The following is a 14,005-nucleotide window of genomic DNA, read 5'->3' as shown; positions in this document are numbered from 1 at the left end:
GGAGGGGACGCAGTAAGCTATGGACAGAAAAGATGAAACAATGAATCTGGACGCGCTGAAGGATCTGCTGAATGATGTGCCGGACAGCGGTGAATTCGATCTGGATGCGATCATCGCTGAGGTGTCGGGCGGTGTGCCGGCAGAGCCGCGCCAAGCCGCGCAGCCGATACCGGATGTATCTCCTATGCGGGAAGAACCGCAGCCTGTGCGGGAACAGCCGCAGTTTGCGCAGGCGGCAGAGCCGGCAGCGGAGGCGCCGCGCACTGCGCCGAAAAAACGCCCGGCGCGTCACCCCGAGCCGGAAACAGAGCGGGAGCCGGTGCCTGATTTGTCCGCTTTGGAAGAAGAGGAGGACGTCGATCCCCGTGCGGTGCGGATCGCCGCACGGGAGGCCAAGGCAGAGGAACGCCGCCGTCGTGCGGAGGAAAAGACAGCGGCCCGCGAAGCGCGCCGCGCTGCCAAATTGGCAGAACGCGAGGAAGAAGAAGTGTCTGCCGCCGCGCCGGAAGCATCCATGCCGGACGGTGCCAGTGGGGAGCGCATGACACGCAAGCAGGCGCGTGCTGCGCGCATTGCGGCCGAACAGGCGGAGGAAGAGGAAGAGATCCGTCTGCGCAACCCGGCGCAGGCGTCGTCCGGCCTGAAACGACGGGCGCAGGGGCTGTCTATCCGTGCAACGTTGGTGCTGCTGCTGGCGGCTGCTGCGGCTTATCTCAGCGTTGCCCCCGGTTTTGAGGTGCTGCCGCTGCCGGCAGCAGTGGATGCGGTGGAAAATCCCACGGTGGGCATCGGCGTGCTGCTGCTGCTGCAATTTGCAGCGCTGTTTTTGGGTGTGGATCTGTTTGGGCAAGGCTTTTACAAGCTGCTGCACGGTGCGCCGGATCGGAATTCGCTGGTTTCGTTCGCTGTGGTGGCTTCGCTGCTGCACGGTGCGTCGATGATCGTGTTTCCCGATCAGGGCGGCGTTTCTGTGCCGTATGTGGCGGTCAGCATCCTAATGCTGTATGCAGCCTTGCGGGAAGAGCGCAACTGCTGTGCTGCACGGGCGCGCGCTTATCAGGCGGTTTGTGCGGCAGAGCAGCCCATGGCAGTATACAGCCACTATGACAGCGAGGATGATGCCTGCCGGGCGGTCAAATGCCCGCTGTATGATGAAAAAGCCTTTTTAACGGAAATGGAACGCCCGGATGCGGCAGATCGTTTCTCGATGATCTATGTGCCGATTGCGTTGGCAGCATCGATTATTTTTGCATTGGTGGCATCCGTAGGATGCGGCCAGCCAATGCGGTTTTTCTGGGCATTTTCGGCAGTGCTGTCGGTTTCTGCGCCGCTGGGAATGCTGTGTGCCTTCGGCGCAAGCTATAAAAACGTATCCCGCCGCTTGCTGGCGTCCGGGGCGGCGATCGCCGGCGCACGGCAGGCCAACCTGCTGCGCGGTACGGAAGAGGTTGTACTGTGTGAGAACGACCTGTTCCCCGCGGGATCGATCAGTCTGGAGTCCCTGCAGAATATGGGACGGCTGTCGGATGACCGTGTGCTGGCATGCGCGGCGGCGGTGGCCGATGCCGCCGGTCTGGAGCTGGGCCGCGTGCTGACCGATGTGACGCGTGAGCGGTACGGCGTTACACTGGCCGCACGCAATGTGCGGATGGTCGAAGGCGGCGTGGCCGGTGAAGTTGGCAGCAGCCGGGTGATTCTTGGCACTGCGGCGCTTATGGTGCAGATGGGCGTGCGGATCCATGCGGGACAGGGCGATCAGGTCTGTGGCTATCTGGTGGTGGATGATGCGCTGGCCGGTGTGCTGACGCTGCGCTACCAGACAACCAAGCATACCTATCAGGCCATGCGTATGATGCGCCGGATGCATATGAATGCCGTGTTGGCGGTGCAGGATTTCAATATCTCGCCTGCAATGGTGGAGACAGAGTTTGATTTGCGCCGCGGTTTTGCCGACCAGCCTGACCCGGCGGGGGTAAAGCGGCTGCTCGATCCCGGCTATGCATGGGGGGATGCTCCGGCTGCGATTCTGACCCGTGAGGGGGCGGGGCCGCTGATGCAGGTGCTCCGCTGCGCAGATAAGCTGGCGGGCGCAGTGCGTTCGCTGCTGACGCTGGGGGCGTTTGCCGGTATTTTCGGCATGCTGATCGTTTTTTACTTAGTGTTCCAGAATGCAGCGGATGCGCTGCCGGTGCAGCATTTGCTGCTGTATCTGCTGTTGTGGTATGTCCCATCATTCATTATCACCCAGCAGACCCATTAACTTTCAAATAACAGAAAAAACCCGCTGCGGAAAATCATCCCGCAGCGGGTTTTCGTTTGTTGGAAAAGTATTTGCGCGGCAGTGCGTATCCAATAGAAAAGTGCAGCAAGCTGCACTTTTCGACAGGCTCGGGGTTAAAAAGGTAAAACAGAAATAACAGAAAAAACGGCTAAGGCCAGTGCCAGAACAGCGGCGGCAGTGGCAAGATAGGCGCGTGTCATGGCGGGCTCCTTTCTCTTCGGTACCAAAACAGCTTACATATATATAAACGGATCAAGTGCCGGTTTTGTGACAGGAAAAACAAAAATATTTTCAAAAAATTTACGTATACTCCGTAAGAAGGCCGTGGGTTAAAAATGCACAAAAAATAGCTTGCGTGCAGGTGGCAAATAGTGTATAATAACAAACAGGGATCAATTCCCGTTATCAAAGGGCCCGAAGCAAGGCAAGGGCAGGGGAGTGTATATCAACTATGGCCAATTACCCGGTTAATAAGATTCGTAATGTATGTCTGATGGGGCACGGCGGCGACGGCAAAACCTCGCTCGTCGAAAGCTTGCTCAATATCGCCGGCGTGACCGATCGTGTCGGCAAGGTAACGGACGGCAATACCGTTTGTGATTTTGATCCGGAAGAGATCAAGCGCCAGTTTTCGATTTCCACTGCCGTGGCGCCGGTGGAGTTTGGTGACTGCAAGATCAATCTGCTCGATACGCCGGGCTTTTTCGATTTTGAAAGTGAAGTCAACTGTGCTCTGCGGGTTGCCGAATCCGGCCTGATTATTGCAACAGGCAAGTCCGGCCCCGGCGTCGGCACGGAAAAGGCGTGGGAGCGCTGCGAAGCGCACGCTATGCCGCGCATGTTCTATATTTCTAAAATTGACGAAGAAAATTCGGATTATTATACGGCGCTGCACAAGCTGCAAAAGCAGTTCGGCGTTTCTGTGGCGCCGGTGGTCGTCCCGATTTTTGAGGGCAACCGCGATACGGTCGGCGTAGTCGACTGCGTGATCCGTAAGGCCTACCGTATGGAAGGCAGCAAGCGCGTCGAGATCCCGATCCCGGAGGATATGAAGGACCGCATCGACCAGCACCGCGCCGCGCTGTGCGAGAATATCGCCGAGCTGAGCGAAGAGCTGATGGAACGCTATTTTGCGGGTGAGGAGTTCTCGGATGATGAGCTGATCGCAGGCATCCGTCAGGGTGTGAAGGATCTGGTCATCGCACCGGTATTCTGCGGCACTGCGGCAACCGGTATCGGCTCCTATGCGCTGCTCAAGGGCATTGCGGATTATATGCCGTCGCCCGATGAAAAGCCGGTCGAGATCTGTGAGGATGAGAAGGGTGAACTGATCGAAATCAACTGCACGCCCAACGGTTCGACCTGTGCGCTCGTGTTCAAAACGGTTGCGGATCAGTACGGCCGTTTCTCCTACTTCAAGGTTATGTCGGGTGAAGTCAAGAGCGATATGACGCTGGTCAACAAGCGTGCAGATGCGAATGAAAAGCTCAGCCACATCTATACGGTCTGCGGCAAAAAGACCACAGAAGTGCCGGTGATCGGCTGCGGCGATATTGGCGCGGTTTCCAAGCTGGTTACGACCAAAACGGGCGATACCCTTTCGATGAGCGTGCGCAAGGTCGAGCTGGAGCCGATCGAGTTCGCACCGCCCTGCTACACGCAGGGGATCCAGCCCAAGGTCAAGGGCGCGGAGGAGAAGATCTCCGCCGGTCTGTCCCGCCTGCATGATGAGGATCCCTCTTTTGAGACTGAGTTCAATCCCGAGACCAAGCAGCATACGATCGCAGGTGCAGGCGACATCCATCTGGATGTGCTCTGCTCCAAGCTCAAGGATAAATTCGGCGTTGAGGTCGAGCTGACCCGTCCGATCGTTCCTTATCGTGAAAAGATCCGCAAGCCGGTCACGGTGGAAGGCAAGCACAAGAAGCAGTCCGGCGGACACGGTCAGTACGGTCACGTCAAGATGGAATTTGCGCCGTATCCGGAAGGCGAGTACCTGTTTGAAGAAAAGATCTTCGGCGGCTCGGTGCCGAAAAACTTCCATCCGGCAGTTGATAAGGGCATCCGTGAGGCAATGGAGCATGGTGTACTGGCGGGCTATCCGATGGTTGGTCTGCGCGCGACCCTGCTCGACGGCTCCTATCACGATGTTGACTCCAACGAGCTGTCGTTCAAGATGGCGGCGCGCTTGGCTTACAAGGCGGGTATTCCGCAGGCCAGCCCGGTATTGCTTGAGCCGGTTTGCTCGATGAAGGTCGTTGTGCCGGATTCCTACATGGGTGATGTGATCGGCGATCTGAACAAGCGCCGCGGACGCATCATGGGCATGAACCCGATTGATGGCGGCAAGCAGGAGATTCTGGCCGAGTGCCCGATGGCTGAGCTGTCCGATTACGCGATCACGCTGCGTTCTATGACGCAGGGCCGCGGTTCCTTCGTTTCTGCCTTTGAGCGGTATGATGAGGCGCCGGTACCGGTACAGGAAAAGGTCATTGCGGAGAATAAGGCGCGTTTGGAAGCCCTTAACAAGGAATGATTTGATACATAGGCGGTAAAATAATACAGGAATTTGACCGTTTGACAAAAACCGGCTGTTTCGCAGCCGGTTTTTTGTTGCATCCCGCGCTGCGTCGGGGTAGACGGGAACGGGAAAATGTGTTACACTTTTAACAGATATGATTATGGAGGTGTCGTGCGATGCACAGTACCAGAAAGGTCAAGGATGACTTGATTTATGTCGGCGGCAGCGACCGCCGCCTGAGCCGTTTTGAAAACCTGTTCCCGATCCCGCGCGGGGTATCGTATAACAGTTATGTGCTGTTGGATGAAAAAACCGTGCTGTTTGATACCGTCGATGATTCGATCGGCCGCCAGTTTACGGAAAATGTTTTGTATGCACTGGGCGGACGCGAACTCGATTATCTGGTTGTACAGCATATGGAGCCGGATCACTGCAGCCTGATCGATGAAATGCTGCGCCGGTATCCGCAGGCGAAGATCGTATGCAGCGCCCGGGCAGTCGGAATGCTGTCCCAGTTCTATGCGCTTGATGTAAAGGATCGCGCCCTGGTCGTGGCGGAAGGGGACAAGCTCTCAACCGGCCGTCATACCCTGCATTTTATGATGGCGCCGATGGTGCATTGGCCGGAGGTCATGGTCACGTATGACGAACCGGATAAGATCCTGTTCTCGGCGGATGCGTTCGGCACATTCGGCGCACTGGCGGGCAACCTGTTTGATGACGAGCTGCAGTTGGACAGCATGTGGATGGCGGATACCCGCCGGTATTATTCCAATATCGTCGGCAAGTACGGCGCGCAGGTGCAGGCGCTGCTGAAAAAAGCGGCGGCTCTTGATATCGAGATGATCTGCCCGCTGCACGGTCCGGTTTGGCGCGGTAATCTGCCGGTGCTGCTGGAGAAGTATCAGAAATGGAGCACGTATGAGCCGGAAGAGCAGGGCGTAATGATCGCCTATGCGACCATGTACGGTAATACGGAAAATGCGGCACAGGTGTTGGCCGGCCTGCTGGCAGAGCGCGGCGTGCACAATATTGCCATGTATGATGTTTCCGGTACGGATGTGTCCGAGTTGGTGGCGGAAAGCTTCCGGTGCAGCCATCTGGTGCTGGCCGCGCCGACGTATAACGGCGGCCTGCATCCGCGGATGGAAGGCTATTTGGCGGATCTGAAGGCACTGGGGCTGCAGAACCGCACGGCCGCGCTATTGGAAAACGGCACTTGGGCGCCGGTTTCGGCAAAGCATATGCGCACTATGCTGGAAAGCATGAAAAACATGACCGTGCTGGAACAGCCGGTATCGATCCGCTCTGCGCTTGCAGATGGGCAACGTGCCTCGCTGGAAGCATTGGCGGATGTGCTGGCTTCGCAAATTCTGGCCTGACCGAGAAGCAGAGGCTGTTGAAGTGCCAAGGCATTTCGACAGCCTTTTTGGTTCTGTCCTGTCCGCTTTACACATAGGATAAAGCAAAAGCGGGAGGGGACAATGCTATGATCGTTTTTGCAGCCAAAATATCCTTGAAAAAAGTAGCGGCGGGGGCGCTGCTGGTAGGGGCGGCCGTATTAGGGGGCGCGGCGCTTTGGCCGCAGGCAGCGGAAACGGTGAGCGCGCCGTCTGCAGCGGCCGAGGTGGATCTGGATGACAAACTGCGCACGAATGAGCAGCGGGTGGCACTGCTCGAAAGCTGCGGTTGGCAGGTCGATCCCGAGCCGCGCAGCGAGCGCGAGGTGCAGATTCCCAAAAGCTTTGATGACGATTACCGCGCATATAATGCGCTGCAGATCGAGCAGGGAATGGATCTGACGCCGTATCAGGGCAAACGGGCAACCCTGTATACCTATGAGCTGCTGTCCTACCCCACGGGGGAGAGCGGCGTTACGGCTAATCTGCTCGTGCGGCGCGGCCGGCTGATTGCGGCGGATATCAGTGCGGCCGAGGCGGATGGCTTCGTGCACGGGATTACACAGCAGCCGTCGCAGCCGCCGGAAGAATAGAATGTGCTTGCGCTCCCAAAACGGGAGCGCTTTTGCTTATCTGTGCAAAACCACGAAAAAAGCGCGTGCAATTTTCCGAACATGTTGGTTACTTTTGGTGAGTTGCACTTTTTTTGTTTTTCCCTATTGTGCAATATGCGAAAAAGTGTTATGCTGTAATCATCAATAACTTGGTGGGGGAAACAAAATGCCACGCATACGGTTGGATAAGCTTTTAACCCATCTGAACTGTGGAAGCCGTAAGGAAGTACAGGCGATGATTCGCGCGGGGCGTGTTGCGGTAGACGGCACAGCCGAGCGTGACCCGGCAGCAAAGGTCGATCCGGATACTGCTTCGGTTTCGCTGGATGGTCAGGTGCAGCGTTACCGTGCCCAGCGGTATTATATGCTCAATAAGCCGGCGGGGGTGATCACAGCCAGCCGGGATGCACGGCACGATACCGTGCTTGATCTGTTTCCGGAGGCCGAGCGGCGCGGTTTGTTTGCGGTCGGCCGGTTGGACAAGGACACGGAAGGCCTGCTGCTCGTTACGGATGACGGGGCGCTCAGCCATGCGCTGATGAGCCCGAACCGCCATGTCTCCAAGGTGTATGAGGCAGCGGTTGAAGGGGAACTGGCTGCGGATGCAGCAGAACGGTTCCGGCAGGGGCTTGTGCTGAAGGACGGCACGGTATGCCGCCCGGCCCGGCTCGAGGTATTGTCCGGTTTACCGGATGCGCGCGTGCGCATTACCCTGCGGGAGGGCAAATATCATCAGGTCAAGCGCATGGTGGCCGCAGTGGGCGGTGTGGTCGTGGCGCTGAAACGGGTGCAGCTCGGTGGCATACCGCTTGATCCCGCGCTGGAGCCGGGCGCTTTCCGGGAGCTGACGGCAGACGAGCTGGCAGTTTTGCAGGCTGGAGGGGCACAGGAGTTCTAAAAATGGACAAAAAATTTCAAACTTTTTGTACAAAAATGAGTATGCATATGATATAATGTCATAAAATGCGATGGAATGCCGTGGCGTTCTTGTGGAGATTGTGCAGAACAGCGGCGGTGCGGTGCGGATACTGCATGATGGTGCGTGTGCAGTACCGAAAAAAGAGAGCAGACGGGAAAGGTGATGGAAATGGCTTCAAGATTGTTCCAGTCAATTGTTTTGCAAATGAAGGATACGGTGGATCGTACGATCGGCATTGTGGATGCAAGCGGTGCGGTTGTGGCATGCACCGACCTGCCCCGGATTGGTGAGATGCGCGAGGAAGCAATTACCGAGCTGGGCTTTGCGGGGGAGATCGTCCGTTTCGGCGGCTACACGTACCACATTACGGGGGATCGTGCCTCCCGGCTGGAATATGCCGTTTTTGTGCAGGGCGAGGACGAAATGGCGCGCAGCATCTGTTCGCTGGTCGCGGTTGCTATCAATAATATCAAAACGCTGTATGATGAAAAGCATGATAAAGCGACCTTTGTAAAGAATATCATTCTGGATAATATCCTTCCGGGCGATATCTACATCAAGTCGCGTGAGCTGCATTTCGGCAACGATGTACCGCGTGTGGTCTTTCTGGTGCGCCAGCAGGCTCCGGCGGATGTGGCGGCGATTGATGTTGTGGTCGGTATGTTCCCGGACAAGCAGAAGGACTTTGTGCTGCACATTTCGGAAAACGATATTGTTGTTGTAAAGGAAGTAAAGGCCGGCAGCGAGGTCAAGGATTTGGCGAAGATTGCCGCTGCGATCGAAGAAACGCTGCTCAGTGAGCTTTCGGTCAAATGCCTGATCGGTATCGGTTCGGTTTCCTCGCAGATGAAGGACATCGCCAAGTCGTTTAAGGAAGCGCAGACTGCGATCGAGGTCGGCGCGGTATTTGATACCGAGAAAAATATCATCAGCTTTGAAAATCTGGGCATCGGCCGTCTGATCTATCAGCTGCCGATCACCCTGTGCGAGATGTTCCTGTCCGAGGTATTCAAAAAGGGATCGATCGACTCGCTCGATCAGGAGACCCTGTTTACCATTCAGAAGTTTTTTGAAAACAACCTGAACGTATCCGAAACCTCGCGCAAGCTGTTTGTGCACCGCAATACGCTGGTTTACCGTTTGGAAAAGATCAAAAAGCTGACCGGTCTGGATCTGCGTGAATTTGATCACGCGATTGTGTTCAAGGTGGCGCTCATGGTGCGCAAGTATCTGGCCAGCCGTGAGGAAGGCGTGCGCTAAAGCGCGGGCAGTGCAATCGTCATAGCGGATGACGGCAGGCAGCTCACCTTGCAAATGAAGAGGTGCAGGTAAATGAAACGAAAAACGCTTGGGTTTGCCCTTTTGCTGTTTGGAAACATCGTAGCGGTTCCGGATGTATTTTTCTTTTACATCGGATTGCTGTTTGGCGTGGTTGGGTTATGCCTTGTAGTGAGCGGAATGAGGGCTGATCCGTAAGCTTTTGATGCAGCAGCCGGATCAAAAGGAAACCGCTGCGGGGAATGTTGGCTTGCGCGGCGGGAAATAATCTGCTATAATAGGCGAAGGTGTATGGATATATGCCTTCGCCTTTTTTGATTTTAAGGGATAGATCCGGGGAGGATTGCCTGTGATACGAATGAACGATGTCACCATGGTGTACGACAATGGTACCCGTGCGGTGAACAAGGCTAACCTGCGTGTGGACGAGGGGGAGTTTGTCTTTCTTGTCGGTGCGTCCGGTTCGGGCAAAACAACGATTATCAAGCTGCTCACGGCGGAGGTTCGGCCGACTGAGGGGCGTGTGCTGGTCAATAATTACAATGTCGGAGAGATGAAGAAGCGCCAGATTCCCTATCTGCGCCGTACTTTGGGCGTGGTATATCAGGATTTCCGCCTGATCAATAATAAAACCGTGTACGAAAACGTCGCTTTTGCGATGCGGACGATCGGTGCCAAGGCCAAGGCGATCAAAGAGCGGGTGCCCTATGTGCTCGATTTGGTCGGGCTGACGGAAAAGGCACAGGAAAAACCGATGAATCTGTCCGGCGGCGAGCAGCAGCGTGTGGCAATCGCGCGTGCGCTGGTCAACAACCCGCGTCTGATTATCGCGGATGAGCCGACCGGCAACCTCGACCCGGCCCGCTCGCTGGAACTCATGACGCTGTTTGAGAAGATCAACGAATTGGGCACCACCGTGCTGATCGTTACCCACGAAAAAGGCCTGGTGGATGAGTTTGAAAAACGTGTTGTGATGATCGATAAGGGCGAGGTCATCAGTGATCAGACAGGTGGGTACTATCAGGTATGAGAAAATTCGGATATTACTGGAAGGAAGGCTTCCGCAATATTTTCAAGCACGGCTTTATGTCGCTGGCAGCGGTGCTCATTATGATCGCCTGCCTGATCCTTACCGGAACGGTGTCGCTGCTGGCGTATAACATCGATCTGAGTATCCGCGATCTGCAGCAGTCGAGCGAGATCGTGGTGTTTATCGATGAGGAGCTGACAACGCGCGAGGCCAAGGCGCTTGGCTCGCAGTTTGAGCGGATCGGCAATATCGCCACGATCGACTTTGAAGATCGGGATGTTGCGCTGGAAAAATATCGTGAAGATCTGGGCGAGGATGCCGAAATCCTCGACAGCTATGACTCCTCGAATAATCCGCTGCGCAACAGCTTTATCTTTACGCTTGCCGATCCGGCACAGGCCGAACAGACCATTGCCGAAATCGAAGCGGTGGACGGTGTGGCAAATGTCCGTGCGGATGAAGCTGTGATCTCCAAACTGGTGCAGGTGCAGCGGGTGTTCAACATTGTGGCGCTTGCCATGGTGGTGGGACTGGCTGTTATTTCGGTGTTCATTATCGCCAACACGGTCAAGCTCGGCATGTTTGCCCGGCGGGAGGAGATCTCCATTCAGAAAATGGTTGGCGCAACCAACTGGTTTATTCGCTGGCCGTTTGTGATTGAAGGCATGGTGCTCGGCCTGCTGGCGGGCGCTCTGGCTTTCTTTGCCGAATGGGGACTGTATACCGAGCTGGCCAGAATTGCGGGCGGCGTGATCCCGTATTTCCAAATCGCGCCGTTTGAAAGCCTGCGCTGGCTGGTGCTCAGCGTATTTTTGGGCGCAAGCGTGCTGTTCGGCATCGGCGGATCGGTGACGAGCATCCGCAAGTTTATGGATGTATAATTCTCCGCACAGAAAAGGAGCGAATACCTTATGTTGAAAAAGAAAACCGTGCGGCTGATCTCCTGCGTGGTGGCGGGCGTGCTGGTGCTGGCAATGCTGGTATCCCTGCTGGCTTCCGGGCTGACGTTTGCCGCAGCGGCCGAGGATGCCGATTCCCTGCGGGATAAGCTGTCCTCACTGGAGGATGAAAAGGCGGCGGTCAAGGAAAAAATCGCTGAACTGACCCGTCAGGCCAACGATGTGCAGGCAACCCGTGATGCTTTGCAGGCCGAGATCAATCTGACCAAGGAAGAAATTGAAACGGTCAAGGCGTACATTGCGCGTCTGCAGCAGCAGATCGATGTAAAAACCGTTGAGCTGGATACGGCGGAACAGGCGTTGGCTGAGAAAGAGGATGCCTTTGCGCTGACCGTGCGCACGACCTATGAGCAGGGGGATACCAGCTATCTGGAAGTGCTGCTGAATTCTTCGAGCTTTTCCGACCTGCTCTCTCGCATGGAGATCGTTACCGCGATCATGGACGATAACAAGCGTGTGGTAGCTGAGTATACGGCGGCCAAGGAGGATATCGAACAGAAGCGGGATGACCTGCAGAATACGCAGGATGCGCAGAAGGAATACGAGGAGAATCTGGGCTATAAGGTCGATGAGCTGGCTGCAAGCGAGGCGGAGCAGGCCGCGCTGCAAAAGAGCATCGAGGCGTATAAGGCGGAAAGTGAAGCGGAGTACGACCGTATCGCCGGTGAAATGCAGTCGGTCAGCAATCAGATCGCGGAATTGTCCCGGCAGTCGGCTGCGAACGGTTCGGTGCCGATGGGGGATGGTACGCTCGTTTGGCCGACGCCGAGCTGCACGACTACCAATTCGCGGTATGGCTGGCGCATCCACCCGATCTACGGCACGCGTAAGTTCCATGCGGGCGAGGATATCCCCGCGGGCTACGGCGCGGATATTTTGGCGGCAGCCACGGGACGTGTGGTAACGGCGGGCTGGGTATCCGGTTACGGCAATTATACGGTAATCGACCATGGCGGCGGATTGATGACGGCATACGGTCATCAGTCGTCCATTCTGGTTTCGGTGGGGCAGACCGTAACACAGGGACAGTTGATCGGCAAGGTCGGCTCGACCGGCAACTCGACCGGGCCGCATCTGCACTTCGAGGTCTATGTCAACGGCTCTACCGTTGATCCGAAGAGCTATTTTTGATCCGGAACAACCGAAATAATACAGGGGGAGCATGGCTCCCCCTGCTTTTTTGGAGGGATAGCATTGAAAAAAATACGAGAAGTGCGCGTGCCGCTGGTGACGGCCCTGTTTTTGAGCATGACGGCTGCGCTGCTCGCTGTGCTGTGCTGCTTGGCGGCGTTGGGCTGGCGCACGCCGGCGGTCGCTGACAAACTGCGTGAGATCGACCGTATTGCGGCGGACCGGTATATCGGGACACTGGATGAAACCGCTGTGGCGGATTATGCGGCGGTCGGCTATGTGACCGGCTTGGGGGATGTATGGTCATCCTACATTCCGGCGGAGCAGTATGAGGCGTACAAGCTGAATACCGAGGGCAAAAACTGCGGTATCGGTGTGATGGTCGTCACAGATGAAAAGGGGCTGCATGTCAGCCGGATCTATGATGACTCTCCGGCGGCACAGGCCGGAATGCAGCAGGGTGACTGCATTGTAGGTGCGGATGGCCTGACCGTTCCGCAGGACGGTGCAGAAGCGGTGCTGGAAGCAATTCAGGGAGAAGAGGGCACACCGGTGACATTGACCGTCCGCCGGGACGGCAGCACACTGGAGATGACGATGACGCGTGCGATCGTGACGCAAAAGATGGCGTGGGGGCAAATGCTGGCGGACGGTACCGGATATCTGCGCATCGAAAATTTCCATGTGGGGTCAGCGGAGCAGTTTCAGACGGCGTTGGATGCACTGGTGCAGGCGGGTGCGCGGGCGATCGTGCTGGATGTCCGTCACAATGGCGGCGGCCGGGTGAAGGAAATGAGCGCTATGCTCGATCCGCTGCTGCCTGAGGGGACGATTATGACCCTGCGCACCAAGGATGGGGAGGAGATCGTTTATTCCTCGGATGCAGCGCAGCTTGATCTGCCGCTGGCGGTTTTGATCGATGAGCAGAGTATTTCGGCGGCGGAGTTCTTTGCTGCCGCCCTGCAGGAATATGACTGTGCGCTTTTACTGGGTACCCATACCACGGGCAAGGGGCGCGCCCAGCGCACCTTTGAACTGTCTGACGGTTCGGCGGTCAATCTGTCGGTAGAGGAGTATTTTACCCCACAGGGGAAGAGCTTGGCGGGTGTCGGTATCGCGCCGGATATAGAGGCGCCGCTTACCGAGGAGCAGCGGGAAGCGTTTTGGTTTTTGATGCCGGAAAATGATCCGCAGATACAAAAAGCAGCCGAAATGTTGAAATAATATCCTGTCGAAATCAGATCAAATGCAAGAAAATAGGGATGTGCGCTTGACAGAGTGCGCATCCTTACCTATAATAAGGTGTACTGTACGGCCTTAGAGCCGATGATTGAGAATAAGAAGGGTTTGCAGGAAATGGCAAAAGAAATCAAACTGACGCAGGAAAGTCTGGACGCATATAAGGAAGAACTGGAATACCTTAAAACCACTCGTGCGGATGAAGTAGCCGAGCAGCTGAAGGAAGCGCGCTCGTTCGGCGACCTGTCCGAGAATGCGGAATATGATGAAGCGAAAAACGAGCAGGGCAAGCTGTATTCCCGGATTGCAGAGCTGGAGGAGATCATCAAGCTGGCTGTCGTCGTGACCGGCGATACGTACGCTGCGGACGAGGTTTCTCCCGGCTGCCGCTTTGTGGTGAAGGATCTGGAATTCGGCGATGAGGAGGAATACCACTTCGTCGGTTCGCAGGAAGCGGATCCGATGGAGGGCAAAATTTCGGATGAATCGCCGTTTGGCAAGGCGATGCTGGGCAAAAAAGTCGGCGCGGTGGTCGAGGTTGAGGCGCCGGTCGGCATTGTCAAGTACCAGATCGTTAATATTCAGAAATAAAATGGCGGCAGGGCAAGCAGCCCGCCGCATGGCACGCACCGG

The 14,005-nt window shown here is 56.2% G+C and carries 12 protein-coding genes; all 12 read left to right on the top strand.

Annotated elements, in window-relative coordinates:
* The first annotated feature begins 19 nt into the window (after window positions 1-19).
* Window positions 20-2,260, top strand: coding sequence for a hypothetical protein (locus T363_RS14250; protein WP_034971367.1), 2,241 nt, complete (start codon window positions 20-22; stop codon window positions 2,258-2,260).
* Between the two features lie 472 nt (window positions 2,261-2,732).
* Window positions 2,733-4,817: an elongation factor G gene (locus T363_RS0100325; protein ID WP_031472114.1), complete on the top strand. Its 2,085-nt coding sequence runs from the start codon at window positions 2,733-2,735 to the stop codon at window positions 4,815-4,817.
* 161 nt (window positions 4,818-4,978) lie between these two features.
* Entirely contained in the window at window positions 4,979-6,184 is a 1,206-nt protein-coding gene (locus T363_RS0100320; protein ID WP_031472112.1) for an FprA family A-type flavoprotein, read from the top strand.
* A gap of 107 nt (window positions 6,185-6,291) precedes the next feature.
* Window positions 6,292-6,795: a DUF4830 domain-containing protein gene (locus tag T363_RS0100315; protein WP_031472110.1), complete on the top strand. Its 504-nt coding sequence runs from the start codon at window positions 6,292-6,294 to the stop codon at window positions 6,793-6,795.
* A gap of 187 nt (window positions 6,796-6,982) precedes the next feature.
* Window positions 6,983-7,714, top strand: coding sequence for a pseudouridine synthase (locus tag T363_RS0100310; RefSeq protein ID WP_031472108.1), 732 nt, complete (start codon window positions 6,983-6,985; stop codon window positions 7,712-7,714).
* Window positions 7,715-7,903: 189 nt separating this feature from the next.
* Window positions 7,904-8,995: a PucR family transcriptional regulator gene (locus T363_RS0100305; protein WP_031472106.1), complete on the top strand. Its 1,092-nt coding sequence runs from the start codon at window positions 7,904-7,906 to the stop codon at window positions 8,993-8,995.
* 72 nt (window positions 8,996-9,067) lie between these two features.
* The gene (locus T363_RS15900) at window positions 9,068-9,211 is read left to right on the top strand and encodes a hypothetical protein (RefSeq protein WP_154658710.1); all 144 of its coding nucleotides are present in this window, start codon (window positions 9,068-9,070) and stop codon (window positions 9,209-9,211) included.
* A gap of 151 nt (window positions 9,212-9,362) precedes the next feature.
* Window positions 9,363-10,043 carry a cell division ATP-binding protein FtsE gene (ftsE, locus tag T363_RS0100295; protein ID WP_031472104.1) on the top strand — a complete coding sequence of 227 codons (681 nt, stop codon included), beginning with the start codon at window positions 9,363-9,365 and terminating at the stop codon, window positions 10,041-10,043.
* On the top strand, window positions 10,040-10,924 hold the full coding sequence (gene ftsX, locus T363_RS0100290; RefSeq protein ID WP_031472102.1) for a permease-like cell division protein FtsX: 885 nt from the start codon (window positions 10,040-10,042) through the stop codon (window positions 10,922-10,924). Before ftsE ends, ftsX begins: the two co-directional genes overlap by 4 nt.
* A 30-nt stretch (window positions 10,925-10,954) precedes the next feature.
* Window positions 10,955-12,133, top strand: coding sequence for a murein hydrolase activator EnvC family protein (locus T363_RS0100285; RefSeq protein WP_051642991.1), 1,179 nt, complete (start codon window positions 10,955-10,957; stop codon window positions 12,131-12,133).
* Between the two features lie 63 nt (window positions 12,134-12,196).
* A complete protein-coding gene (locus T363_RS0100280; RefSeq protein ID WP_031472098.1) occupies window positions 12,197-13,357 on the top strand; it encodes a S41 family peptidase in 1,161 nt (386 codons plus the stop codon).
* Between the two features lie 132 nt (window positions 13,358-13,489).
* Window positions 13,490-13,963 (top strand): transcription elongation factor GreA, encoded by a 474-nt coding sequence (greA, locus tag T363_RS0100275; RefSeq protein WP_031472096.1) that lies wholly within the window; start codon window positions 13,490-13,492, stop codon window positions 13,961-13,963.
* Window positions 13,964-14,005 lie beyond the last annotated feature (42 nt).

Origin of the sequence: Agathobaculum desmolans ATCC 43058 (assembly GCF_000701665.1) — a bacterium.
Classification (GTDB): Bacteria; Bacillota; Clostridia; order Oscillospirales; family Butyricicoccaceae; genus Agathobaculum; species Agathobaculum desmolans.
Note: the sequence above shows the minus strand (reverse complement) of the source record. Positions and strands in the feature narration are given on the sequence as shown.